The sequence below is a fragment of the Phenylobacterium sp. genome (assembly GCF_031984885.1).
Lineage (GTDB): Bacteria > Pseudomonadota > Alphaproteobacteria > Caulobacterales > Caulobacteraceae > Phenylobacterium.
In genome coordinates this window covers 155,601-179,671 of record NZ_DAMABV010000004.1, presented here as the reverse complement: position 1 = coordinate 179,671, position 24,071 = coordinate 155,601, and the positions used below count along the sequence as shown (strand labels likewise).

Annotated in this window: 29 protein-coding genes; 14 read left to right on the top strand and 15 right to left on the bottom strand. The window is 69.5% G+C overall.

Going from position 1 to position 24,071, the window contains the following annotated elements:
• Positions 1 to 73: 73 nt before the first annotated feature.
• Both RTL41_RS08365 and RTL41_RS08360 read left to right on the top strand, forming a co-directional pair.
• A complete protein-coding gene (locus tag RTL41_RS08365) occupies positions 74 to 466 on the top strand; it encodes a nuclear transport factor 2 family protein (protein ID WP_312163228.1) in 393 nt (130 codons plus the stop codon).
• Complete coding sequence (locus RTL41_RS08360; RefSeq protein WP_312163226.1) at positions 463 to 840, top strand: nuclear transport factor 2 family protein; 378 nt, start codon at positions 463 to 465, stop codon at positions 838 to 840. Before RTL41_RS08365 ends, RTL41_RS08360 begins: the two co-directional genes overlap by 4 nt.
• A 40-nt stretch (positions 841 to 880) precedes the next feature.
• Here RTL41_RS08360 and RTL41_RS08355 read toward each other — a convergent pair whose 3' ends face one another.
• The 6 genes from RTL41_RS08355 to RTL41_RS08330 form a co-directional block, all read right to left on the bottom strand.
• Positions 881 to 1,411, bottom strand: coding sequence for a DUF6886 family protein (locus RTL41_RS08355; RefSeq protein WP_312163224.1), 531 nt, complete (start codon positions 1,409 to 1,411; stop codon positions 881 to 883).
• 151 nt (positions 1,412 to 1,562) lie between these two features.
• Entirely contained in the window at positions 1,563 to 2,000 is a 438-nt protein-coding gene (locus tag RTL41_RS08350; protein ID WP_312163222.1) for a hypothetical protein, read from the bottom strand.
• 74 nt (positions 2,001 to 2,074) lie between these two features.
• Entirely contained in the window at positions 2,075 to 3,571 is a 1,497-nt protein-coding gene (locus RTL41_RS08345) for an AMP-binding protein (protein ID WP_312163220.1), read from the bottom strand.
• Positions 3,568 to 4,395: a DUF1295 domain-containing protein gene (locus tag RTL41_RS08340; RefSeq protein ID WP_312163218.1), complete on the bottom strand. Its 828-nt coding sequence runs from the start codon at positions 4,393 to 4,395 to the stop codon at positions 3,568 to 3,570. The genes RTL41_RS08345 and RTL41_RS08340 overlap by 4 nt, the downstream gene beginning before the upstream one ends.
• A gap of 11 nt (positions 4,396 to 4,406) precedes the next feature.
• A complete protein-coding gene (locus tag RTL41_RS08335) occupies positions 4,407 to 5,165 on the bottom strand; it encodes an SDR family oxidoreductase (protein ID WP_312163217.1) in 759 nt (252 codons plus the stop codon).
• A 468-nt stretch (positions 5,166 to 5,633) separates the two neighbouring features.
• A complete protein-coding gene (locus tag RTL41_RS08330) occupies positions 5,634 to 5,870 on the bottom strand; it encodes an SDR family oxidoreductase (protein ID WP_312163216.1) in 237 nt (78 codons plus the stop codon).
• Between the two features lie 60 nt (positions 5,871 to 5,930).
• Here RTL41_RS08330 and RTL41_RS08325 point away from each other — a divergent pair, with 60 nt between their 5' ends.
• Positions 5,931 to 7,160 carry an acetyl-CoA acetyltransferase gene (locus tag RTL41_RS08325; RefSeq protein ID WP_312163214.1) on the top strand — a complete coding sequence of 410 codons (1,230 nt, stop codon included), beginning with the start codon at positions 5,931 to 5,933 and terminating at the stop codon, positions 7,158 to 7,160.
• Positions 7,161 to 7,373: 213 nt separating this feature from the next.
• Here the strand turns inward: RTL41_RS08325 and RTL41_RS08320 are convergent, their stop codons facing one another.
• The gene (locus RTL41_RS08320; RefSeq protein WP_312163212.1) at positions 7,374 to 8,354 is read right to left on the bottom strand and encodes a hypothetical protein; all 981 of its coding nucleotides are present in this window, start codon (positions 8,352 to 8,354) and stop codon (positions 7,374 to 7,376) included.
• A gap of 150 nt (positions 8,355 to 8,504) precedes the next feature.
• On the opposite strand from RTL41_RS08320, the gene RTL41_RS08315 reads away from it, so the two are divergent.
• From RTL41_RS08315 to RTL41_RS08305, 3 genes are all read left to right on the top strand, one after another.
• Complete coding sequence (locus RTL41_RS08315) at positions 8,505 to 9,659, top strand: acyl-CoA thiolase (RefSeq protein WP_312163210.1); 1,155 nt, start codon at positions 8,505 to 8,507, stop codon at positions 9,657 to 9,659.
• Between the two features lie 12 nt (positions 9,660 to 9,671).
• Positions 9,672 to 11,354 carry a class I adenylate-forming enzyme family protein gene (locus tag RTL41_RS08310; protein ID WP_312163208.1) on the top strand — a complete coding sequence of 561 codons (1,683 nt, stop codon included), beginning with the start codon at positions 9,672 to 9,674 and terminating at the stop codon, positions 11,352 to 11,354.
• 238 nt (positions 11,355 to 11,592) lie between these two features.
• Entirely contained in the window at positions 11,593 to 12,780 is a 1,188-nt protein-coding gene (locus RTL41_RS08305) for an acyl-CoA dehydrogenase family protein (protein ID WP_312163206.1), read from the top strand.
• Positions 12,781 to 12,811: 31 nt separating this feature from the next.
• Here the strand turns inward: RTL41_RS08305 and RTL41_RS08300 are convergent, their stop codons facing one another.
• Complete coding sequence (locus tag RTL41_RS08300) at positions 12,812 to 13,036, bottom strand: hypothetical protein (protein WP_312163204.1); 225 nt, start codon at positions 13,034 to 13,036, stop codon at positions 12,812 to 12,814.
• A gap of 11 nt (positions 13,037 to 13,047) precedes the next feature.
• Positions 13,048 to 13,377 carry a hypothetical protein gene (locus RTL41_RS08295; protein ID WP_312163202.1) on the bottom strand — a complete coding sequence of 110 codons (330 nt, stop codon included), beginning with the start codon at positions 13,375 to 13,377 and terminating at the stop codon, positions 13,048 to 13,050.
• Between the two features lie 260 nt (positions 13,378 to 13,637).
• Here RTL41_RS08295 and RTL41_RS08290 point away from each other — a divergent pair, with 260 nt between their 5' ends.
• The 4 genes from RTL41_RS08290 (at position 13,638) to RTL41_RS08275 (ending at position 16,288) form a co-directional block, all read left to right on the top strand.
• Complete coding sequence (locus RTL41_RS08290; protein WP_312163201.1) at positions 13,638 to 13,868, top strand: hypothetical protein; 231 nt, start codon at positions 13,638 to 13,640, stop codon at positions 13,866 to 13,868.
• A gap of 142 nt (positions 13,869 to 14,010) precedes the next feature.
• Entirely contained in the window at positions 14,011 to 14,670 is a 660-nt protein-coding gene (locus tag RTL41_RS08285; protein ID WP_312163199.1) for a peroxiredoxin, read from the top strand.
• A gap of 226 nt (positions 14,671 to 14,896) precedes the next feature.
• Positions 14,897 to 15,841 carry a helix-turn-helix domain-containing protein gene (locus tag RTL41_RS08280; protein ID WP_312163197.1) on the top strand — a complete coding sequence of 315 codons (945 nt, stop codon included), beginning with the start codon at positions 14,897 to 14,899 and terminating at the stop codon, positions 15,839 to 15,841.
• 99 nt (positions 15,842 to 15,940) lie between these two features.
• Entirely contained in the window at positions 15,941 to 16,288 is a 348-nt protein-coding gene (locus RTL41_RS08275; RefSeq protein ID WP_312163195.1) for a PRC-barrel domain-containing protein, read from the top strand.
• A 7-nt stretch (positions 16,289 to 16,295) separates the two neighbouring features.
• Here the strand turns inward: RTL41_RS08275 and RTL41_RS08270 are convergent, their stop codons facing one another.
• Both RTL41_RS08270 and RTL41_RS08265 read right to left on the bottom strand, forming a co-directional pair.
• Entirely contained in the window at positions 16,296 to 16,796 is a 501-nt protein-coding gene (locus RTL41_RS08270; RefSeq protein WP_312163193.1) for a YdcF family protein, read from the bottom strand.
• Between the two features lie 33 nt (positions 16,797 to 16,829).
• Positions 16,830 to 17,150: a hypothetical protein gene (locus tag RTL41_RS08265; protein WP_312163192.1), complete on the bottom strand. Its 321-nt coding sequence runs from the start codon at positions 17,148 to 17,150 to the stop codon at positions 16,830 to 16,832.
• A 262-nt stretch (positions 17,151 to 17,412) separates the two neighbouring features.
• Between RTL41_RS08265 and RTL41_RS08260 the strand changes: the two genes are divergently transcribed.
• From RTL41_RS08260 to RTL41_RS08245, 4 genes are read left to right on the top strand one after another with little or no spacing between them, the layout of a single operon-like run.
• Positions 17,413 to 18,528: an ABC transporter permease gene (locus RTL41_RS08260; protein ID WP_312163191.1), complete on the top strand. Its 1,116-nt coding sequence runs from the start codon at positions 17,413 to 17,415 to the stop codon at positions 18,526 to 18,528.
• The gene (locus RTL41_RS08255) at positions 18,529 to 19,347 is read left to right on the top strand and encodes an ABC transporter ATP-binding protein (protein ID WP_312163189.1); all 819 of its coding nucleotides are present in this window, start codon (positions 18,529 to 18,531) and stop codon (positions 19,345 to 19,347) included.
• Positions 19,347 to 20,285 carry an MlaD family protein gene (locus tag RTL41_RS08250; RefSeq protein ID WP_312163187.1) on the top strand — a complete coding sequence of 313 codons (939 nt, stop codon included), beginning with the start codon at positions 19,347 to 19,349 and terminating at the stop codon, positions 20,283 to 20,285. Before RTL41_RS08255 ends, RTL41_RS08250 begins: the two co-directional genes overlap by 1 nt.
• A complete protein-coding gene (locus RTL41_RS08245) occupies positions 20,282 to 20,899 on the top strand; it encodes an ABC-type transport auxiliary lipoprotein family protein (protein WP_312163185.1) in 618 nt (205 codons plus the stop codon). The genes RTL41_RS08250 and RTL41_RS08245 overlap by 4 nt, the downstream gene beginning before the upstream one ends.
• On the opposite strand, the gene folD is transcribed toward RTL41_RS08245, so the two are convergent.
• The 4 genes from folD to RTL41_RS08225 all read right to left on the bottom strand — a co-directional run bounded on the left by folD (position 20,896) and on the right by RTL41_RS08225 (position 23,927).
• On the bottom strand, positions 20,896 to 21,792 hold the full coding sequence (gene folD, locus RTL41_RS08240; RefSeq protein ID WP_312163183.1) for a bifunctional methylenetetrahydrofolate dehydrogenase/methenyltetrahydrofolate cyclohydrolase FolD: 897 nt from the start codon (positions 21,790 to 21,792) through the stop codon (positions 20,896 to 20,898). The genes RTL41_RS08245 and folD overlap by 4 nt on opposite strands.
• A gap of 84 nt (positions 21,793 to 21,876) precedes the next feature.
• Entirely contained in the window at positions 21,877 to 22,326 is a 450-nt protein-coding gene (locus tag RTL41_RS08235; RefSeq protein ID WP_312163181.1) for an NUDIX domain-containing protein, read from the bottom strand.
• 4 nt (positions 22,327 to 22,330) lie between these two features.
• Entirely contained in the window at positions 22,331 to 23,335 is a 1,005-nt protein-coding gene (locus tag RTL41_RS08230) for a S1/P1 Nuclease (RefSeq protein ID WP_312163180.1), read from the bottom strand.
• A gap of 10 nt (positions 23,336 to 23,345) precedes the next feature.
• Positions 23,346 to 23,927, bottom strand: a complete 582-nt coding sequence (locus RTL41_RS08225; RefSeq protein WP_312163179.1) for a glutathione S-transferase family protein — start codon at positions 23,925 to 23,927, stop codon at positions 23,346 to 23,348.
• Positions 23,928 to 24,071: the final 144 nt, after the last annotated feature.

Genomic DNA, 24,071 nt, shown 5'->3' with positions numbered 1-24,071 from the left:
GCCCCGGCGTTGTTACTTGCAAATTCGAACTAACGCAAATAGCCTGCGTGCAGGGAAACGCAGGAAACGCGCCATGAGCGAAAACATGAAGACCCTTGAGGCCATGATGGCGGCCTCGAAACGGAAGGACCACGACGCCTTCCTCGACACCCTGACCGACGATATCGAGTATCACTGGCACATGGGAACCAAGCCCATCCGCGACAAAGCCACCATGCGCAAGTTCCTGCGGAACTATGAGCAGGGCTTCGATCAGCAGGAGTGGACGGTCCTGAACTGGGCCGAGAAGGACGACAAGATTCTGGTCGAGGGTATGGAGAAGCTCTACGACCGCGCCAAGGACGTGCTGATCGACAACCCGTTCATGCAGGCGATCGAATTCCGCGACGGCAAGATCTGCAAGCTGCGCGACTACTACGACTCGGCGCGCATCCAGGCGCCGCCCCGCAAGGAGACCGCCGCGTGAGCGAGGCCAAGATCGACGTCATCCGCCGCCTGCAGCAGGCGATCGCCGCCAAGGACAAGGCCGGCTTCCTCGACTTCTTCGCGCCGGAGGTGGAGTACCACTATCACGTCGGCACCCGCCCGCTGATGGGCCGCGACTGGGTCGAGAAGTTCATCACCAAGTACTGGGCCGACAACTCAGGCTCGACCTGGGTGATCGAGCGCCACGCCGAGACCGACACCCACCTCTTCACCGAGGGCCGGGAGGAATACGTCAACGCCAGCGGCCAGACGGTGACCCATCCCTATATGGGCGTCATCGAGTTCAAGCCGGACGGCAAGATCGTCGGCTGGCGCGACTACTTCCAGATGGCCGATCCCAACGCCACGCACTGACCGGCGCGCCTGCCCTGCCGCCGCGCGGCGGAGGGAGGGCCTACCAGCCGACGGCGTTGCGCAGCCTGACGCCGCTGGCGTGCAGGCTGCTCTCCCAGACCCCGCGCAGGGGCGTGAGGCTGCCGACCACCCGCAGTTCGACGCCGCAGGCCGCCAGCGCGGCCGGCAGGTCGGCGATCTCGTCCACCGCGGACGGCGTGACGGCCTGGCGCGACACCCACATGCCGGCGTCGTCCAGGCTCTCGAAAGCCTCTGGCGGCAGCTCGTAGCGATAGAGCCGCGCCGCGTGCAGGGCCTGGGCCCAACCGCGCTCGACATGGGCCAGCATCGCGCAGGATCGCTCGCCCCACCATTGCGCTAGGTCGGCGGCGGTCGTCGCCGCCACCGGCCAGATCAGGATGCGCGGGCAGTCGCGGGGGAAGAGGTACATGCCCTGGTGCGGCTCATCGATCGCCCAGACCAGCGGCCCGTTCAGCCACTCGCGGCCCGGCGCGCGGGCCGACGGAACCCGGACCGGACGCGGCTCGAACCGGGTGATCCCCGGATCCTCGCTGAAGTGGAAGAGGCGCATGGCCGCACTCAATACCGCTCATCCCGGCGAAGGCCGGGACCCAAGCTGAATCGCAAACAAGCCAGCAGCGTTCCCGCCCTGGCGCAAGCGCCGCCTGGGGCCCGGCCTTCGCCGGGATGAGCCGATGGGGGGCGGTCCAGCCGGGGTTCTCCTATGGCGAATGGAATGCGGCTGAGGGCCGCCGGAGCAGGCCGACGATCGGCGGCAGGAAGGCGGCGGTCAGCACCGTGTTGGGGATCACGTTCAGCCCAAAGCCGGTGACGACCGAGAGGACGCAGTCGATCACGTACCAGACCGCGAGGCTGATCGCGATCAGCCGCCAGATGGGGCGTCCCTGCGCGCCGAGCCGGCAGGCCGCATCGATCGCCGCCAGCAGGGTCAGGCTCCAGCCGATGGTGACCGCGCCCAGGACGGCGAGGCTGAAGCGGGCGGTGTCGTCCAACGTCACCACGGCCGGCCCGTTCAGGACCTCGAGCAACAGCCGCACCGGCCCGCTGGTCGCCTCCACCGCTCCGCCGGCCAGCAGCGCGCCGAAGGCGGCGACCGCCCAGCACCAGCCCGCCATCCACGTCCGCCAGAAACCCGACATCGACCGCACCTCCATCTGCACGACGCCAGGCTAGGCGGCAGGGGCGGCGGGGGCGATTACCTCTCAGGTCATGCTCAAGCCTCGACCTTCGTCCGCTGGTCGCGCAGGGCGCTGCGGCGGACCTTGCCGGCGTCGTCGCGCAGGCGCTCGTGGGTGACCTCCAGGCTGCGGGGGATCTTGTAGGGGGCGATGCGCTCGGCCAGGAACGCCTTGACCGCCGCCTCGTCCAGCGGCGGGCCGCCGGGCGCCATCTCCAGGATGGCGTGGACGCTCTGGCCGAGGTCCTCGTGCGGCAGGCCGACGACGACGCTGGAAAGCACGCCCGGATAGGCGTCGACCGCAGCCTCGACCTCGGCCGGATAGATGTTGGCCCCGCCGGAGATGATCAGGTCGGTGCGGCGGTCGGCGAGATAGAGGTAGCCCTCCCCGTCGATATGGCCGAGGTCGCCGAAGGTCTCCCACTCGCCCTTCGCCCGCGGTTCGGCGCCGATGTAGTGATAGGTGGCGCCGCGGCCGCCGGCCGGCAGGAAGAACACCTCGCCCACCTCGCCCGGCGCGGCCTCGCTCCCGTCCTCGCGCAGGATGCGGATCTGGCTGCCGGGCATGAGGCGGCCGACCGAGCCCTTGTGGGTCAGCCATTCGCGGCCGCCGATCGAGGTGCCGCCCATGGCCTCGGTGCCGGAATAGACCTCCCAGACGGCGTCGGGGCCCAGCCACTCGATCCATTTCTCCTTCAGCCAGACCGGGCAGGCCGAGGCGATGTGGACGATCATCTCCAGGCTGGAGACGTCGGCGGCCGCCCGCCCCTCCTCCGGCAGCCGCCAGATGCGGTGCATCATGGTCGGGACCAGATAGGCCCACTGGACCTTGTGCTCGCCGATCAGGCGCAGGGTTTCGGACGGATCGAAGCGCTTGGTGACCACCAGATGGCAGCCCCAGCAGAGCGCCATGTAGGCCAGGCCGAAGGGGGCGGCGTGATAGAGCGGGCCCGGGATGATCACCGTGTCGCCCGGCTGCATGCCCAGCGACGGCGCGTCGGGGTCGCAGACCGAGGTGGCGTGGTCGACGATGACCTTGGGGCGTCCGGTGCTGCCGCCGCTGGCGATCGCCTTGACGTGCCTGGCGATCAGTTCGGGCAGCGGATCGGCGGAGGTCGCCTCGTCGTGGGTCGCCGCCTCGTCCAGGAAGTCGACGCCGGCGGCGCGGGTCGCCTCGCCGCCGATGACGACGCGCGGCTGCATCAGCTCGATGATCGCCTTCAGTTCCGGCGCCGGCAGGCGGTAGGAGACCGGGGCCGGCGTGGCGCCCAGCGTCCAGGCCGCGAAGGCCAGCTCCAGGAAGGCCGGGCCGTTGGGCAGGGCGATGGCGACGAAGTCCCCTTCCCGCACGCCATGGGCGGCCAGGCCCCGGGCGCGGCGGTTCACGCGGGCGGCGAACTGCGCCCGGGTCAGGGTCTGGCCCTCGCAGGTGATGGCCGGGGCATGCGGGTCGCGGGCCGCGTGCAGGCCGGGCAAGGTCCCGATCGGCCGCGGGGCCGGCGCGGCGATGGTCGGCGACAGCAGGGTCCTCACGGAGCGCTCCTTTCGGCGGGCTTGGGCGGCCAGGGGATCAGCGAGCTGGTGCGGCGGATGTAGTCGTCATAGCCGGGCCGCTGGTGGGTCAGGCGGCGCTCGTAGGACGGCCCGCCGCTCCAGCGGGTCAGCAGGAAGATCAGCAGCAGCGGGCCGGGCAGCGCCCAGAGGCCGAGCTGGGTCTCGGCGGCGATCAGGTAGAAGCCGGTCCAGACGCAGATGTCGCCGAAGTAGTTGGGATGGCGGGTGTAGCGCCACAGGCCGCTCGACAGCACCTGGCCCCTGTTGGCGGGGTCGGCCTTGAAGCGCTTGAGCTGGGAATCGGCGGTGGTCTCGAAGGCGACGCCGAACACCGACAGGGCCGCGCCGATCCAACCCAGGACGCCGATGGCCGCCGGCTGGGACGACATCTGGCCGAGCTGCACCGGCAGGCTGACCACCCAGAGCAGCGGCGCCTGGAAGGCGAAGACCATGCGCAGCGAGGCGTGGGCGTAGCTCCAGCCTTTGTCCGACTTGGCGCGGTCCATCATCTTGACGTAGCGGCGATCCGGCCCCTCGTGGCGCCAGCGGCCGAGGATGTGCAGGCCCAGCCGCAGGCCCCAGGCCAGCGCCAGGCCGGTCAGCAGGTAGCGGCGGGATTGCGCGCCGTCCGGCGTCTGGAAGAAGCTCGCCGCCGCCATGCCGGCCAGGCCCAGCCCCCAGCAGGCGTCGACGAAGGTGACGTCCCTGATCGCCACCCCGATCATCCAGAGGATCAGGAAGGCGGCGACCAGCAGGCCGAAATTGACCGCGAGCAAGGTCGCGATCTGGGACAGTTCAGGCATGGTCGTTCCCCCTAGCGGCCGGTCGAGATTTCTGTGGCCTTGAGCATCCTGGCCATCTGGCGTTCCAGGCCCTTCGGATCGCGGGCCTGGGCGGCGCGGGTCTCGATGGCCATGCGGTCGGTGTCGACTTCGTCCTGGCCGCGCTCGATCGCCCTGACGCCGGCCTTGGCGATCACCGAGGGCGGCTCCTTGGCGCCCTTCACGTGCTCGGCCATGCGGGTGTCGACCGAGCCGACGATGAGGGCGCAGACGCTCGTGCCCTGGTCGGCCAGTTCGGCGCGGATGCACTGGGTCGCCGCGCGCATGGCGAACTTCGAGGGGCTGTAGCCGCCCATGTTCGGGGCCGCGAGGATGCCGCCGACCGACAGCACGTTGATGATCCCGCCGCCGCCGTTCCTGGCCAGGGCGGGCGCGAAGGCGCGGCAGAGGCCGACGGGGCCGAAATAGTTGACCTCCATCTCCTCGCGGGCGCCGTCGAGGCTGGCCGAGCCGATCAGCAGGCCGTGGGTGAAGGCCCCGGCGTTGTTGACCAGCAGCGAGACGTCCGGACGCGCCGCGGCGACGGCGGCGATCTGGTCAGGCTTGCCGACGTCGAGTTGGATGGCCGTGACCTTGCCGGGAAACTCGGCCTCAAGATGCGCCGCGGAGGCCAGGTCGCGCGCGGCGGCATAGACGTGGGCGGCGCCGGCGGCGACCAGTTCGCGCACGAACGCCTCGCCGATGCCGCGGTTGGCCCCGGTGACCAGGGCGACGGAATCCTTGACCTGCATGAAGGCCCCTCAAGCTGCATGAGCGCGCGTTTCCTCCCCGCGCCGTCTTTTAGTCTTTATATGAAAGCTACACGAACCTTGCTGCGGTGCAAGGGCCGTCGGAGCGCGATCTGCCCGAGCCACGCCTAGTGGCGCCAGAAGTGGCGGGGCCGCGCCTCGTCCTGCCTGCGCTGCGCGAATGGGTCCCGGACAAGCCCTGCGGGCTTTCCGGGATGACACGGGGAGCACGCCCGCGACGAAGGCGACAACTGCGCCAAAGGCGCACTCCACCCCTCGCACCACGCCCTCCACCCGCACGGCGCCTTCGTGCTCTTCGTGTCCTTCGTGGTCTTGGTGTTTCAAAATCCGCCGAGCAGCTTGCGCCAAACGCCACCGGAGGAAAAGCAGGTGTCATCCCGGTTTGCGAAGCAAGACCGGGACCCATGAACACCGGATGGAAGGGGATGCGGCGGGGCGGCGCCTCGTTCGTCAGACACGGCGCGAATGGGTCCCGGACAAGCCCTCCGGGCTTTCCGGGATGACACGAGAGGCGTCGACCAGCAGGCTGGTCCCGGCGACGTAGGCGGACGCCGGGCTGCACAGGGAGGCGGCGGCCTCCGCCACCTCTTCCGGGCGGCCGGCGCGGCCCAGAGACGTGGCCCTGGCCAGGGTCTCGGGCACGCCCGGCTGGGCCAGCGATGACGCCCGGCGCCTTATCACTTGCATTTACGAACTTACACCTTAGGCTCGCCGGCAAGATCACGAAAGACGAGCTTGGAGGAAGCCATGGCGATCTATCTCTTGGGCGGTCATCAGAGCGACTTCGCCCGCGCCTGGTCCCGCGAAGGGCTCGACCTCTCCGACATGATGCGCGACGGCGTCCTGGGGGCGCTGAACGCCTGCCAGCTCGATCCGTCGGACATCGACGCGGTCCATGTCGGCAACGCCTTCGGCGAACTCTATCGCGGCCAGGGGCACCTGGCGGCCATGGTCGCCCAGGTGGTCCCCGAACTGCATGGCGTGCCGGCCATGCGCCACGAGGCGGCCTGCGCCTCCTCCTCCATCGCCGTGCTGGCCGCCACCGCCGAGATCGAGGCCGGACGCTACGACTGCGTGCTGATCGCCGGTGTCGAGGAAGAGAAGAACCTGCCCGGCGACGAGGCGTCGAAGGTCCAGAACGCCGCCTCCTGGCAGGGCCGCGAGGGCATCGACTGCCGCTTCATGTGGCCGGCCGTGTTCGGCCGCCTCTCCCAGGAGTACGGCGAGCGCTACGGCCTGGACCGCAGGCACCTCAACCGCATCGCCGAGATCAACCTCACCAACGCCAAGCGCAACCCGCTGTCGCAGACCCGCAAGTGGGCGTTCACGCCCGAGAACTTCACCGACGACGACACCGCCAACCCGATCATCGAGCCGGGCACCCGGCGCATGGATTGCGGCCAGATCACCGACGGGACCTGCGCCATCGTGCTGTGCTCGGAGCGCTTCATGGAGCGCTACGCCGCCCGGCGCGGGGTGAAGGCGAGCGACTTCCCGCAGATCCTCGGCTGGGGCCACACCAACGCCGGCATCCGCTTCCTCGACAAGCTGGAGCGCTCGAAGGGCGAGGACTACGTCTTCCCGCATGTGCGCAAGGCGATCACCGACGCCTGGGGCCGGGCCGGCCTCGCCGGGCCGCAGGACCTCAGCGGCGTCGAGACCCACGACTGCTTCACCGCGACCGAGTACATGGCCATCGACCATCTGGGCCTGACCGCGCCGGGCCAGTCCTGGCAGGCGGTGGAGGACGGGCTGATCGACTTCGGCGGCAAGTGCCCGGTCAACGCCTCGGGCGGCCTGATCGGCGTCGGCCACCCGGTCGGCGCCACCGGCGCGCGGATGCTGCTGGACGCCGGCCGCCAGGTCACCGGCACGGCCGGCGACTACCAGGTCGAAGGCGCGCGCACCTACCAGACCCTGAACATCGGCGGCTCGCTGGGGACCGTGGTCAGCTTCGTGATCGGCCGGGCGGCGTAGGCGCTCAAACCCCCTTTCCTCCATCTTTCGTCATGGCCGGGCCGTGGGGGCGAGACGACAGCGCCATATGCGCCCATGCGGCTGACAGCTCCCCCAGCGGGGGGTATCGCTATGGAGGTCGCCGCATTTTTCCTCCCCCCTCCCCCGCTGCGCAGGGGAGGAAAACGGGGCACATGCGATCGGCCTCCCCCAGCGGGGAGCAATTGGAGGGCTCTAGCCTCGCCAAAGGCCCGGCGGCGCGGCGACCACCTGCGGGATCGCGGCCAGGACCATGCCGGCGAGCGCGTACTGCTCGGGCCTGGTGCGCACGCCCGGTTCGGCGGCTTCGGTCAGGTCCATCGAGAGGCGCACGCCCGGCAGGCCGGTCACCTCGATCTCCCAGTGCGGCTTGCCGGCGAAGGCGGGCAGGCTCATGTCCATCACCCAGTTGACCGCGTGGGTGATGCGGCGGACGCCGTCGCTGAGGCCATGCACGCGCCAAGTGGTCGCCGCGACCGTTCCGGCCCGCACCACCCCGGCGCGGACGTCGAGGTCGTGGTCGGCCAACATGACGGCGTGGTCGACCTCGAGCGCGTCCAGCTCGATCCCCAGCTTCCGGGCCAGGGCCGCGACCGGCTGGGCGTACATGGCGGTGAAGGTGCGGGCGAGCGGGCCATCCTTGAGGTCCAGGCCGGCGGGATCGGCGCCCATGCCCAGCGCGCCGAACACATAGGCGGCGTTGGGGACGCCCGAACAGTCGATGACTTCGCGGGTGGCGATATGGTCCAGGCGGAGCGATATGCCTGCCACCGCCGCGGCCACCTTCTCGGCGACCCAGCCGGGATTGACCCCGACGCCGGCCAGGGTCGCCCCGCCCTTGCGCGCGCTGGCCTCCAGATCCTGCGCGTAGGCCGCGCCCAGCGCCCAGGGGTGGAAGTAGTTGTTGATCGAGATGACGTTCTTGCCGCTCTCCAGCAGCCGCTTCACCTCGGCGTCGTGGCCGTCATAGGGGCTGGCCAGCATCGGGCAGTGCAGCACCACGTCGGCGTCCAGGGCCAGGATGGCGTCGATCGAACGGGTGGCCAGGACGCCGCTGGTGGGCCGCCGTGCGATCTCGCCGGCGTCCACGCCCGCCTTGGCCGGCGAGTAGACGTAGAGCCCGACCAGCTCCAGGTCCGGCGCATCCAGCACCGCCCGCAGGCAGGTCTTTCCCATCGATCCGCTCGCCCATTGGACGACCCGCAGCCTGCGCGCCATGACCGCTCCCAACCCACTTTTCGTTAGCTTGCATTCCTGAACTTATCGTGGCAAGCCGGAGCCTGGCCAGACGCCCGATCAAGGGCGCGGCCGGGAGGAGACACGCACGTGGACGCCTGGATCTACGACGCCGTCAGGACCCCGCGCGGCAAGGCCCGCCCCGACGGCGCGCTGGCCGCCAACAAGCCGCAGGAACTGGTCGGCGCGCTGGTCGACGCGTTGGAGGCCCGCGGCTGCGACCCGCGCGCCAGCCAGGCGATGGTGCTGGGCTGCGTCGGCCAGATCGGCGACCAGGGGGCCAACATCGCCCTGGTGTCGAAGCTGCATTCCGGCGTAGCCGAGGACGCCTACGCCTTCACGCTCAACAACTATTGCGTCTCTGGCCTGACCGCGATCGGCCATGCGGCGACCATGGCGGCCGGGGGCGCGATCGACCGCGCCCTGGCCGGCGGCGTCGAGATGATGTCGCGGGTGCCGTTCATGGGCGACAACGCCGGCTACTATACCGACGCCAGTTTCCCGAAGCGCTCGCGCTATATCCCCGTCGTCGTCGCCGCCGACCGGCTGGCGCAGGCCGAGGGCGTCAGCCGTGAGGAGTTGGACGCGGTCGCCCTCGTCTCCCAGGTCCGCACCGGCCTGGCCGAGGCGAACCGCGCCCTGGTCGCCTCGCGCATCGCGGTCGGCGCGGCGGCGAGCGAGGAGTGCGCCCGGCCGCAGACCACCGCCCAATCCCTGGCCGCCATGCCCCCCGCCTTCGCCCCGCTGGCGGCCGACTATGCCGAGGCGCTGGAAGGCCCGATCGACCACCGTCACACCATCGCTCACGCGCCGCCGGTCTGCGACGGCGCCGGCCTGGCGCTCGTCGGCGGCGCGCCGACGGGCGAGCGCAAGGCCCGCGCCCGCATCCTCGCCTACGCAGAATCCGGCGGCGATCCGCAGGCCTCGCTGCTGGCCGGGTTTTCGGCCATGGACAAGGCGCTGGCCCGCGCCCGCCTGACGCTCGCCGACATGGACCGGATCGAGTTCATGGAGGCTTTCGCCGTCACCATCGCCAAGTTCCTGCGCGACCGGCCGGCCGACCCGGCCAAGGTCAATGTCGGCGGCGGCCACCTGGCCAAGGGCCATCCGATGGGCGCCACCGGGGCGATCCTGCTCTCCTCGCTGCTGGACGCCCTGGATGACGCCGACGGCCGGCTGGGCCTGGTCGTCGCCACCGGCGCGGCCGGGGTCGGGGCGGCCATGGTGGTCGAGCGCCTGGCCTGATCGGAGCCGACGATGATCCTCGTTCCCGCCGACCGCATCGCCGAATACCGCGCCAAGGGCTGGTGGGGCGACACCACCATGATCGACCTGCTGGACCGCCACGTGGCCGAGCGGCCCGGCGACGACGCCCTGATCGACCCGCCGAACACGCAAGCGATCATCGGCCGGCCCCCGCGCCGCCTGACCTGGAGCCAGTTGGGCGCCGAGGTCGAGCGCCTGGCCGCGGTGCTGCACGCCGCGGGCCTGGCCAAGGACGACGTGCTGCTGGTGCAGTTGCCCAATGTCGTGGAGCTGAGCCTCGCCTATCTCGCCGCCTTCAGGCTGGGGATCATCGTCACCCCCGCCCCGGTGCAGTACCGCGAGAACGAGCTCTCCAGCATCGTGCGCCGCACCAACGCCAAGGCGGCGATCACCGGCGCGACGATCGGCGGGCACGACCACGTGACCCAACTGCGCGGCCTGCCGCTGGCGCACGTCTTCAGCGTCGGGGAAGCTGAGGGCGCGCAGGAGCTGGGCGCCGCCATGGCCGCCATGACGCCCGGCCAGCTCGCCGCCGCGCAGGCCGCGGCCGACGCCGCCGCCATCACCGCCGACGACGTGGCGACCATCTGCTGGACCTCCGGCACCGAGGCCGAGCCCAAGGGCGTGCCGCGCAGCCACAACGAATGGCTGATCATGGCCCAGGGCGTGGTCGCCGCCGGCGGCCTGTCGATGGGCGCGCGGGTGCTGAACCCGTTCCCGATGGTCAATATGGGCGGCGTTTCGACCGCCGTCGCCGGCTGGCTGCTGATCGGCGGCGTGCTGATCCAGCACCACCCCTTCGACCTGGCCGTGATGCTGCAGCAGATGCGCGACCACGCCATCGACTACACCATCGCCCCGCCGGCGGTGCTGAACCTGCTGGCCCAGGATCCCAAGCTGCTGGAAGGCGTCGACTTCGGCCGCCTGCGGGCCATCGGCTCGGGTTCGGCGCCGCTGTCGGAGACCATGATCCGCGCCTTCTTCGACCGCTACGGGGTCGAGATCGTCAACTATTTCGGCTCCAACGAGGGCATGTCCCTGTGCGGGACCGCCGCCGACATCCCCGCGCCCGGCGATCGCGCCACCTATTTCCCGCGGGTCGGCGCGCCCGGCTTCGACTGGGCCTATCCGCTCAACGACCGCTTCTTCAGCCGCATCGTCGATCCCGACACCGAGGAGGAGATCACCGAGCCCGGCCGCCATGGCGAGATGCGCATCAAGGGACCGACCGTCTTCGCCGGCTATTGGCGGGCGCCGGAACTGACGGCGCGGGCCTTCGACGCCGATGGCTGGTTCCGCACCGGCGACCTGTTCGAAATCGCCGGCGACAGGGGCCAGTACTATCACTTCGTCGGGCGGCTGAAGGACATCATCATCCGCGGCGGGGTGAACATCTCGTCCGAGGAACTGGAGAACCACCTGATGGCCCACCCGGAGGTGGCCGACGCCGCCGTGGTCGGCTCGCCCGACGCGCGGCTGGGCGAGCGGGTCTGCGCCTTCGTGGTGCCGCGGCCGGGCAAGACGCTCGACCGCGAGGCGATCAACGCCTTCCTGACCGGCGAGCGCAAGGTGGCGGTCTTCAAGCAGATCGAGCGTCTGGAGATCCTGCCCGCCCTGCCCCGCAACCCGGTCGGCAAGGTGCTGAAGCGCGAACTGCGCGCGACGCTGGCCTAGCTCCTCCCCTCCTGGGGGAGGTGGATCGATGCGCAGCATGGAGACGGAGGGGGATTGCTCTCAAGTCTGCAGAGTCAAAGTCCCCCTCAGTCAGCCATTCGGCTGACAGCTCCCCCAGAGGGGGAGCATCTCATTCTCTCCGCCGCAGAAATCGCACGGCCCCGCAAACCAGCCATTGCCCGCCCCGCCCCGCCTCATTAGTATCATTTCGCAAGTAACAAGCCGGGAGGACGAACGGATGGCCGCGGCGGAGAAACCTCGCCTTGATTTCGACGGGCTGCGCCCGCCGAGCCCTTTCCTGACCGAGAAGCACGACGCCTGGCGCCGGCAGCTTCGCACCTTCATCGACGCCGAGATCAATCCGCACCTCGACGCCTGGGATGCGGCCGCCACCTTCCCCGACGAGCTCTATGTGAAGGCCGCCAAGGCCGGGGTCCTGGGCATGGGCTTTTCCGAGGACCTGGGCGGCACGGGCGAGGACATCGACCTCTACCACCGCATCATCTTCGCCGAGGAGTTCTTCCGCATGGGCTCGGGGGTGGTGTTCGCCGACCTCGCCACCCACTGGATCGCCCTGCCCCCGATCATCGCCTTCGGGCCGCAGGAGATGCGCGAGCGGGTCGCCAAGCCGATCCTGCGCGGCGAGAAGAAGATCGCCTTCGCCGTGACCGAGCCGTCGGGCGGCTCCGACGTCGGCGCCTTCCAGACCACCGCCGAGAAGCGCGGCGACAGCTACATCGTCAACGGCGGCAAGACGCTGATCTCGGGCGCCACCCGCGCCGACTACCTGCTGACCGCGGTGCGCACCGGCGGCCCCGGCGTCGGCGGCCTGTCGCTGCTGATGATCGAGGCCGACCGTCCCGGCGTCTCCAGCGCCCCGGTCAAGGGCCTTGGCTGGTACAACGGCAACAATGGGTCCTTGACCTTCGACAATGTCGAGGTCCCGGCCGCCAACCTCATCGGGGTGGAGAACCGCGGCTTCGCGGGCCTGGCCAACCAGTTCAACATCGAGCGCTTCAGCGGCATCGCCGCCACCCTGGCCATGGCGCGCACGGCCATCGCCGAGGCCATCGACTGGGCCCGCCAGCGCCACACCTTCGGCCAGCGGCTGATCGACCACCAGGCCATCCGCCACAAGATCGTCGAGATGATCCAGCGGGTGAACGCCTGCTACGCCTTCCTCGACATCCTGGTCTGGCGCTTCCAGCAGGGGCAGACCCCGGTCGCCGAGTTGGCGATGATGAAGGTGCAGGCGACCACGACCCTGGAGTTCGTCGCCCGCGAGAGCCTGCAGGTTCTGGGCGGCCGCGCCTATACCGGCGACAACCGCGTCGAGCGCATCTACCGCGAGGCCCGCATCTTCGTCATCGGCGGCGGCTCGGAAGAGATCCTGCGCGACCTGGCCGGACGCCAACTCGGGTTCTGACGCTCAACAGCCCATGGATTGCGCGTCGGCCCTAGCGGGGGCGGCGCGCGGTCCTGTCGCTTCCGGTCGGGAACGAAGCATTGCCGCCGTCATCCTCCCACACCGCGACAGGGTTGACCGCGACCGGCCCAGCCGGCTCGGCCGCCGCCCGGCCGTGGCCGGGCTGGCGGACTACGTTCTCTTGCGAGATCCAACGCCGGTTGCGCGACGAGTCGTTCGCCGTCGCGCCGGGATAGAGCTTCAGGTGCTGGGTCATCGGCGAGCGCCCTAGGACCGCAGCGGGTCTGCGGCTTCGGAGGCGTTGTGAGCCGCGACCAGCCCGTCCCACTCCGCAGAGCTCGACACGACCTGGTGGGCGCCCATGCCCGGCAGCGACGCGCGCTCCCGCTCCAGCAGCGCTTCCTGGATCCACAGGCTGTCGAAGCCGCGCGCCTCCACCGCCGATCCCATCAGGCGGCCGGCCATGTTGACGGCGGCGCGGTCGTTTTCGGCGTGGCACAGATAGCGGCGTCCCTGCCCGGCCTCGCCCAGACGGATCTCGATCGCCCAGTATCCGGGAGCATTCGCTATATCAATTCGGTTGGATAAAGTGCTCATGGGGTGAGCTTTCACAATCTCCCCCAGAGCTACGCCGCGCGTATCTATCTGAGAGAAGGCGCCAATTCAGCGCTTTTGATCACCACAACATATCACGTTCACTGGAATAATACGCAGTCATTCATAATCGTGATCGGAAAACTCGGCGTATTTTCTCTATTCGAGTGGCGGCCCGCATCGAAACCCCCAGATATGAGGCATGGCTTTCGCGCCGTCGCGCGGCCGTCGAGGCCGGGCCCCAGCCTGGAGGATCCGCTTTCGTGGAGGCCCCCATCGGAGAGTTCGAGCACATCATGCCGACGCACGTCCCCTCGCCCGTCGTGATCCGCAGCGCCCGCGCTCATGGCGTCTGGCACGTCACCTGCGACGACGTCTTTTTCGGCGACTATCTCTCGCAGGACGCCGCGCGGAGCGCAGCCTCCAAGGCCGCCAAGGACATCGAGGAGCAAGGGCGCGCCGCCGAGATCGTCTTCGGACCTCGCTCGCCCTGAACCGCCCCCCAGGTTCATGCCGGGATTGCATCGCGCGCCGCGCGGGGGTTCCCTAGCAGGGAGACACTTCGCCGAGCGTCAGCCGGTCGCCCTGCGCCGCGGGAGCCGTGATCGCCTCGGCCTTGATGAAAGGAATGGGGTGATGACACTTCGTATCAACGGCGAGGCGCCGAACTTCACGGCCGACACCACCGAGGGGACGATCAACTTCCACGACTGGATCGGCGATAGCTGGGCGATCCTGTTCTCCCACCCCAAGGACTTCACCCCGGTCTGCACGACCGAGCTGGGCTACATGGCCAAGCTGAGGCCCGAGTTCGACAAGCGGAACACCAAGGTCATCGGCCTGTCGGTCGACCCGGTCGACAACCACGCCCGCTGGGCCCAGGACATCGCCGAGACGCAGGGGACCGCGCCGAACTATCCGATGATCGGCGACACCGACCTGGCCGTCTCCAAGCTCTACAACATGTTGCCCGAGGAGATCGAAGGCGGCTCGGACGGGCGCACGGCCGCCGACAACGCCACCGTGCGGACGGTGTTCATCATCGGTCCCGACAAGCGCATCAAGCTGATGCTGGCCTATCCGATGACCACGGGCCGGAACTTCGACGAGATCCTGCGGGTGCTCGACTCGATGCAACTGACCGCCAAGCATCGGGTGGCGACGCCGGTGAACTGGAAGCACGGCGACAAGGTGATCATCGCCGGCTCGGTGTCCGACGACGAAGCCAAGACCATCTATCCCGACGGCTGGGACGCCCCGCGCCCCTACCTGCGGATCGTGCCGCAGCCTCAGTAGCGTCACGCGTCGGCCGGCCGTAAGCGGCCAAGGCCGCCCTCCTGGCGGAAGGCGGTCAGGCCGCGAGGAGCTCGATGCTGCGCCTCGATTCAGCAGGTTGCACAAAGGGACTTCTAAGCACTTTCAAAAAGAGACTTGCCTGCGCTCGCGCTCCACGCGCAGCCGCCTCCGGTTCGCTAATCCCGACTGGACAGTAGGGTTGAGCGGCGATAGGCCTGGACGCAGGATGGCCCGCACCCGCAAGATCATCAAGAACTCCGTGCACCGGGCGCTGAACACGATCGGCGACCGCTGGAGCCAGTTGATCATCCAGGAAGCCTTCCGTGGGGCGACCCGGTACGAGGAGTTCCGCGCCCGCACCGGCGCCCCCCGCAACACCCTCTCCAACCGCCTGCGCGGCCTGGTCGCCAGCGGCATCTTCGAGCAGCGCGCGCATCGCGAGGGCGCGGCCCGCCAGTCCTATCACCTGACCCCGATGGGCCTGGACCTGTTCGACTCGGTGCTGATCGCCTGGTGCTGGGGCATCCGCTGGGACGCCACCGCCCCCAACGGCCCGGCCGGCCTGGTCCACACCGAATGCGGCAAGTCGATGCTGCCGATCATGGTCTGCCGCCATTGCGGGGGCGACGTCTCGCTGCATAGCTGCAGCCACCATCCCGGCCCCGGCGCCGGCTTCGAGGAAGTCGAGATCGCCCGCCTGCACCGCCGCCGCCAGTCCAGCGCGGAGGACGCCTCGCGCACCGTCGCCGACGTCGTCGACATGACCGGCGACCGCTGGACCGGCCTGGTCATCTCGACCCAGTATTTCGGCATCCACCGGTTCGACGACATCCAGTCGATGCTGGACATCGCCACCAACATCCTCACCGACCGCCTGCGGGTGCTGGTGGCCAACGGGGTGTTCGAGCGGCGGCTCTACGAGATGTCGCCGCCGCGCTACGAGTACTGGCTGACCAAGAAGGGCAAGGATCTCTATCCCCACGCCCTGGCCCTGCTGATCTGGGCCGACAAGTGGCTTCTCAACGACGATCAGCCGCCGGTGATCGTCACCCACAACCAGTGCGGCCATCCGGTCGACACCGTGGTGATCTGCAGCGAGTGCCGCCATCCGCTCACGCCCGAGACGGTGGCCGAGCGGCGCACCAAGGACCGCAAGGCCAGCGCCGCCTAGCTTCAGGCCGGGCCGGATCCCGGCTTGCCTTTTCGCACCACCGAACGCCGGGATCGAACGGCGCAGCTAGGCGTTCCCCACGCAAACCGGAGGGACGTGATGAGCCTCGACAGCCTGATGATCCGCAGCGCCAACCTGCTGGGGGCGCCCCTGAAGGACGCCGCCGGCAAGAAGCTCGGCACGATCCGCGAGATCTATTTCGAGCGCGACACCGGCCAGGCCCGGTTCGTGGCGCTGGAGTTCGGCGGACTGTTCGGGACCAGCGGCAAGTACCACCCCATCCCCTGGCGGGCGCTGCGCTACGACGAGACGTCGGACAGCTACCTGACCGACCTCTCCAGGGACCTGCTGAAGACTAGCCCAGCCTATGACCGCGAACAGTTGAACGACACCGCCTATGGCTGGAGCGAGCAGGCCGAACGGTATTTCCGGACCGAGCCGATCTAGGGCGTGGCTAGAGCCCGCCGCGCTTGGTCAGGGCCAGAACGCCGTCATAGGGGATCGCCGGGATTTCGCGCAGGCGCATGCGGACCCAGGCCGGCCAGCCCATCTGCCGCGGCCCCGCCTTCACCGATCCGTCCAGCGTCGACACCCCCAGCGCGGCGAAGATCAGCCGCGTGCGCGGCGTGTGATAGCTGTCGGTGCAGACGACGGCGCCGGGCAGATCGCGAGCGCGGATGCAGCGCGTGGCGGCGACCGCCGTCTGCAGCGTGTCGAGACTGTCCTCGTCCAGCACCAGCCGCTCGCGCGCCAACCCCATGGCCGTCAGGCGTTCGGCCATGATCGAGGCCTCGGACGGGCCATGCCGCCCGACCCCGCCCGAGCAGAAGACCAGCGCCCGCGGATGGGCCGCGGCCAGGCGAAAGCCGCCGTCGATCCGACGGATCAGGGCCGGGCTCGCACGGCCGTCGGGTCGGACGGCCGCGCCGAGGATGACGATGAGAGGATCTGACACGGCCCGGACAATGGCCGCCGGACGCGCCAGACGCTAGGCCCCGGCGTTCATCGGCGGCCGGTATTCTTCCAGCAGGTCTTCCTGCTCGGCCAGGCGCACGGCGCTGCGCACGTTGAGGCGCGTCAGCACGTTGGCCTCGTCGCCATAGGTGTCGCGGGCATAGGCGAGCTGTTCGCGCCAGGCCAGGCGCGCCAGGCTGTCGGTCTCGCCGACGAACAGGATGTCGACGCCCCGCTCCGCGGGCTTGCAGATGACGTAGTTCGCACCGGCCGGCGGCAGGATGCGGTCCTCCTCAAGGGCTGTATACCGGTAGAGGGCGCCGGACTTGCCGGCGATTTCGATCTGACGGGCCAATGCACGCTCCCGACCTTGAGACAGATGTTCCGGGGCCGGACGAGCCGCCCCCGCGCCCCTGTAAGGCTTGCGACTTGGGCGAAATCTAGGCCGCGGACTGCGACCTAGGATCACCTTGTCGCGATACGCAAAAGGCGCCCTGGAATCTCGGAACAACCTTCGCCATAAGGCGTTCGGCGTCATGAGGCGGTTCTGCTAGTTTCAAGCTCGAGGCGTTTCGACTCTGGTAGACGCACCCCTGGTGAGGCCACGACGCGAGCCGATGGAACGACCCGCCGATTTCAGTTTGACGCAGACCGAAGGCGGCCAGCAGGCCGTGCTGTCGGGGGACTGGACGGCGACCGCCGCGGGCGACGCCGTCAAGCGGCTGGGCGAAGCGGTGCGCTCCGAAGCTCTCTCCGGCCTCGACCTGACCACCATCCGCCGCCTCGACACCGCGGGCGCCTACGGCATCCTGCAGGCGGTGGCCGACCATCCCGCGGCCGACGCCATCCAGGCCCGGCCCGAGACCCATCGGCTGCTCGAACTGGTCGGCGCGGCGGCCCGCGAGAAGCCCCCCCAGCGCCAGGAGCCGCGCGGCTTCTACGAGCTGGCGATCCGTACCGGCCGGGGGGTGTTCAACCTCGGCGCCGAAATCTTCGAGACCATGGTCTTCGTCGGCCACCTGCTGGTGGTGGTCGGCCGGATCATCGTCAATCCGGCCCGCATCAGATGGGCGGCGTGCATATCGCTGGCCGAGCGCGCCGGCCTGGACGCCATTCCGATCGTCACCCTGACCTCGTTCTTCATCGGGGCGGTGGTCGGCCTGCTGGGCGCCAACATGCTGCGCCAGTTCGGGGCGGAGGTGTTCGCCGTCGAGCTCATCGGCATCGCGGTCTTCCGTGAATTCAACATCCTGATCACCGCCATCCTGCTGGCGGGCCGCTCGGCCTCGGCCTTCGCGGCCGAGATCGGCTCGATGAAGATGAACCAGGAGGTCGACGCCATGAAGGTACTGGGCGTCGATCCGTTCGAGGCCCTGGTGTTCCCCCGTTTCGCGGCGCTGCTGGCCATCATCCCGCTGCTCACCTTCGTGGCGACCATCGCCGGCCTGATGGGCGGGCTGCTGGTCACCTGGACGGTCCTGGATCTTGGCCCCGCCTTCTTCCTGCAGCGCATCCTCGACAATGTCGGGCCGACCCATTTCTGGATCGGCCTGTCCAAGGCGCCGATCATGGCGGCGGTCATCGCCGGAATCGGCTGCCGGCAGGGCATGGAGGTCGGCGGCGACGTGGAATCGCTGGGCCGCCGGGTCACCGCCGCCGTGGTCCACGCCATCTTCGCCATCATCCTGATCGACGCCATATTCGCGCTGATCTACATGCAGTTGAACGTCTAGATGGCGGAATTGGCAGAACAATCCCTGCTCGATGATGATGGCCCGGCCATCGAGGTCCGCGGCCTGCGCTCGCAGTTCGGCGATCATGTCGTGCACGACGATCTCGACCTGACCGTCCGGCGCGGCGAGGTCCTGGGCGTGGTCGGCGGCTCGGGCACCGGCAAGTCGGTCCTGCTCAACACCATCATCGGCCTGCGCAAGCCGGACGCCGGGACGGTCAAGGTCCTGGGCCAGGACATCCAGCGCACCAGCCGCCGCCGCTGGTCCGAGATCGAGCGTAGCTGGGGGGTGCTGTTCCAGCAGGGCGCCCTGTTCTCCAACCTGACGGTGCGCGAGAACGTCGCCGCGCCGATGTACGAGCACACCAAGCTGCCCCGGCGGATCATCCACGAACTGGCCGACCTCAAGATCGCCCTGGTCGGCCTGCGCGCGGGAGCCGGCGACCTGAAGCCGGCCGAGCTCTCGGGCGGCATGCGCAAGCGCGCCGGCCTGGCCCGGGCGCTGGCCCTGGACCCCGAGCTCCTGTTCCTCGACGAGCCCACGGCCGGCCTCGACCCGATCGGCGCCGGCGCCTTCGACGAACTGATCCGCGACCTCTCCGACAGCCTGGACCTGACTGTGTTCATGATCACCCACGATCTCGACACGCTCTACAGCATCACCGACCGAGTGGCGGTGCTGGCCGACAAACACGTCATCGCGACGGCGCCGGTCGGCGAGCTTGAGCGTTCACAACATCCGTGGATCCAAGAGTATTTCCTTGGTCCGCGCGGTCGCGCTGCGGCTGTCGCGGCCAAGCAAGCCGGGACGTCAGCCTGATGGAAAAAGACGCCAACTACGCCCTGGTGGGCTTCTCTACCCTGCTGCTGGTGACCGGCCTGCTGATCTTCGTGGTCTGGCTGGCGCGCCTGAGCTTCGCCCAGGACTACGATCTCTACGACATCATCTTCCAGGGGCCCGTCCGCGGGCTGAGCCAGGGCGGCGAAGTGCACTTCAACGGCATCAAGGTCGGCGAAGTGACCAAGATCCAGCTCGATCCGGCCGATCCGAACCGGGTCATCGCCCGTGCGCGCGTCACCTCCGACGTACCGATCCGGGTCGATTCCTACGCCACTCTGGAGCCGCAGGGCATCACCGGCATCAACTATGTCCAGATCACCGCCGGCACCCCGGCCAAGCGGCTGCTCAAGGATACGGTGGATCCGGGCAAGGTGCCCAAGCTGCGCACCCAGCGCAGCGCCCTCTCCGACCTGCTGGAGGGCGGCGGCACGGTGCTGACGCGGACGGTCGAGGCCCTGGACCGGGTCAACCGCGTGCTGTCCGACCAGAACATCCAGAAGTTCGGCGCGGCGATCGAGGACGCCCAGTCGGTGACGGCCGAACTGCGCGCGCGCAAGGCGCTGATCGGCGACGCCCAGAAGGCGCTGCAGAACATCGACGCGGCCGCCGCCCAGATCGCCGCACTCAGCAAGTCCAGCCAGGACCTGCTCGACTCCGACGGCAAACGCACCCTGAAGAACCTGGCCGACGCCGCCCAGGAGGCGCAGGTGGCCGCCAAGGACGTCCGCACCATGGTCGGGCGCCTGGACGGCCCGACCAACGATTTCGCCAGCAACGGCCTGCCGCAGCTCACCTCGGCCATCCAGTCCCTTCAGCAGACCGCCGATTCCCTGGACCGGCTGATCCGCGACGTCGAAGCCAATCCCCGCGGCCTGGTGGGCAAGTCCCCGGCCCAGGAGGTCAAGGTCAAGCCATGAACATGTTCAAACGCACGCTCGCCGCCCTGAGCCTGGCGGCCCTGGCCTCGAGCCTGGCGGCCTGCATCACGCTGCTGCCCGAGGAGAAGGCCGCCCAGCTCTATCGCTTCGACGGCGACATCGCCCCGCCCGTCGCAGCCCAGGGCTCGCAGTTCACGGTCGCGCGGCTCGGCGGCTCGTTCGTGCAGGCGGCGTCGAACGACCGGATCATGACCACGACCGGCAGCCAGGTCGCCTATATCGCCCAGTCGCGCTGGGTCTCGCCGGCTTCGGTGCTGTTCAACGAGGCGCTGTCGCGGGCGTTCGACGCCAACGCCGGCCCGGCGCGGCTGCTGACGCGCGGCGACGCGGGCAAGGCCGACTACATCCTGCGCGTCGACGTGACCCAGTTCGAGGCCAACTACGACCGCGGGGCCAAGGCCGCGCCCGAGGTGGTCGTGTCGATGCGCGCGACCCTGACCGGCGCCAACCGCAGCCTGGCCGGCTCGACCCATTTCGAGGCGCGCGTGCGGGCCGGCAGCAACCGCGTCTCGGCGATCGTCGCGGCCTACGATCAGGCCGTGGCCCAGGCCCTGGGCGAGCTGGTCGCCTGGACCAACGGCAAGGGCGCCTAGGCCGTCAGGCCCGCGATCCGCTTGGCGGCGGTGACGGTGTTCTGCAGCAGGCACGCCACCGTCATCAGCCCGACCCCGCCCGGAACCGGGGTGATGTGGCCGGCGACGCCCAGCGCTTCCTTGTAGGCCACGTCGCCGACCAGCTTGGTCTTGCCCTCGGCCGCCTTCACCGGATCGCGGAACGGCACGCGGTTGATGCCGACGTCGATCACCGTGGCGCCCGGCTTGATCCAGTCGGCCTTGATCATCTGCGGGCGGCCGACCGCGGCCACCAGGATGTCCGCCTCGCGGCAGACGGCGGCCAGATCCTGGGTGCGCGAGTGGGCGATGGTCACCGTGCAGTCGGCCTGCAACAGCAGTTGCGCCACCGGCTTGCCGACCAGCACCGAGCGGCCGACGACCACGGCGCGCTTGCCGGCGAGGTCGCCCAGGGTCTCGCGGAGCATGATCATGCAGCCGAGCGGCGTGCACGGGACCAGCGAAGGCAGGCCCTGGGCCAGGCGCCCGGCGTTGACGACGTGCAGGCCGTCGACGTCCTTGTTCGGGTCGATGGTTTCGATGACCGCCTTCTCGTCCAGGCCCTTGGGCAGCGGCAGTTGCACGAGGATGCCGTGGATCAGCGGGTCGGCGTTGAGCTGGCGCACCAGGGCCAGCAGCTCGTCCTGGCCGACGTCGGCGGGCAGCCGGTGGGTCACCGAGTGCATGCCCGCGGCCTTGGAATGCTCGCCCTTGGAGCGGACATAGACCTGGCTGGCGGGGTCCTCGCCGACCAGCACCACGGCCAGGCCCGGCTGCAGGCCGTGCTGCGCCTTGAGCGCCGCAACCTCTTGCGCCACCTCGGCGCGCAAGCGCTCGGCGGTGACCTTGCCGTCGATGATCTGGGCCTGGGACATGCGCTCTCCTGGTCGGAACTGGCCCCGCCACTACCCGTTCAGCCTGCGCCGCGCAATGCGGCGGGAGTCCGCGGCATGAGCCGGCTAGAGCCTCAGCCAGGCGGCCAGGGCCCAAGCGTGCGAGTCGTGGCGCAGGGACGCGATCGCCTCCAGCGGCGAAATCCACATAAGCGTATGATCTTCCTCGATTTTCAGCGAGGCGTCCTCAGCCACGAGGTCGAGGACGAAGAAGGCGCTGCGGTTGTTCCAGGCCTCCCCCTCGGTGTTGACGAAGAACTGGTCGGCCAGGGCGTAGCCCTCGCGGACGGCGACCTTGAGGCCGGCCTCCTCGCCGTACTCGCGGACCACGCCCTGCTCGGGCGTTTCGCCCGGATCGACCCCGCCGCCGGGCAGGTCGACCCACACCGCACCGTCAGGTTTTTCGATGCGCACTACAGCAACCTGCCCGTCGCGCTCCAGGATGCCGAAGGCGGCGGGGCGGTCGGCATAGGTCCGCCCGGCCCTGCGCTCTCCGAACTGCGGGACCGCGCGCACCCGCTCAGTCCTTGCCGTACAAGGAGTCGTAGGGGTCGACCTTGCCCGCGAGCACGTCGTCGACCCGCAGCACCGGCCAGCCGACCGTCACCTGCTCGCTGGCCCGCCAGGCCGAGACGATCATGTCGCGCAGCTCCGAGGCGCCCGCCGCCAGGCGCTCGGCGGCGAACTCGATCCCGCGCCGATCGCGTGGAGCCAGGCCGCCGGCCTTCTCCAGTTCATAGAACGGGATCACCTGAGTGCTTGTTTCCATTAGATAATCCACCGTGCGCCTTTCGATCGGGCAGTCGCACGACTTCAGCGGGGCCATCCTTGCCGTCACATCGGCAGGTTTGACGTTCGCGAAGACGAACTCGCTCTCGAACGGGCCGTGCACGCGCGCGGTGGTGTAGCCGTTCGGATTGGGGAACTCGCCCCAGCCGTTGTAGTGCACGGTGACGTGCAGCGGCTGGGCCCCGTCGCCGACGAAGTGCGAGAGGTCGCCGATGGTCTGCGCGATCTGGGCCTCGCGCCGGACCAGGTCGCTTTCGTACCAGGCCTTGCGCTGGGGGTTCTGCTCGCGCGCGGCCGCGTAGGTCAGCACCCGCCAGTAGCCGAAGTCCTTGGCCAACTGCTGATGGCGGTCGATGATCGAGTACTGGAGATAGCCGGCCTTCCAGCTATCGAGCCCGGCGGCCTGCAGGCCCTTCTCGTACTCGGCGCGGTTGGCCGGCAGGGGCAGGAAGGACGGGCCGCCCAGCAGCTTGCCCTCCTCGTCCAGATCGAGGAAGTGGCCGGCGTCGCGGTTGTGGTCGTGGATGCGGCCTGCGCCCTTGGAGCGGTCCTGCTCACGCGAGAGCTCGCCGATGTCGCGCGCCGCCTGCGGCGTGCGCAGGAAGGCCGGGACCTCGGCCGGCAGGGCCTGGGCCGCCGCCTCCCCGACCATCCGATGCCCCATCGCGCCCCAGGCCAGGGCCTGGGCGGGAAGAAGCGAGAGCGCGGCGACGGCGGCGAGCAGCAGAGCTTTCATGGGCACCCGTTTAGGCGATCTTGAGCGCGCCCTCTACCCGCTTCACCCAGGCTTGCACGCGCGGGTAGCGGGCGAGGTCAAAGCCGCCCTCGTGGGCCACGCGGGTGTAGGCCACCAGGGCGACGTCGGCGAGGGTCAGCGCCTCGCCGACCAGGAAGGACGAGGCCGCCAGGCCGTCCTCCAGCCGCTGCAGGGCGCCCTCGCCCCGCTCCACCAGCCGCGGCTCCAGATCGGCGACCGCCTTGCCGCCATAGCGGACGTGGAAGCGCGCGACCGCGACATAGGGTTCGTGGCTGTACTGCTCCCAGAACATCCATTCCAGCATCCGGGCGCGGTCGTAGGCGTCGGCCGGGATCAGGTCGGAGCCCTCGGCCAAGTGGATGATGATGGCGTTGGACTGGGCCAGGGGGCGGCCGTCGTCGAGGATCACGGCGGGCACCTGGCCGGCCGGATTCATCGCCAGGAACGCCGCCGTGCGCGACTCGCCCTGGAGGATATCGGTCTCGATCCACTGGTATTCACGGCCAAGATGGTCGGCCACCCACTTTACCTTCAGGCAGTTGCCCGAGATGGAATCGCCATAGATGCGCATGCCTCAACCCCTTGCTCAGCAACGGGTTGATAGCCGTTCGGCGGCCGCTGGAAAAGTGATGGTGTCGATTTGTCGCGAAGGGCCGCCGTTCACGCGGGGTTGATCAGGCGCTCGGATTCCGGGTAGGAAGCCCGTCGCTGCCAA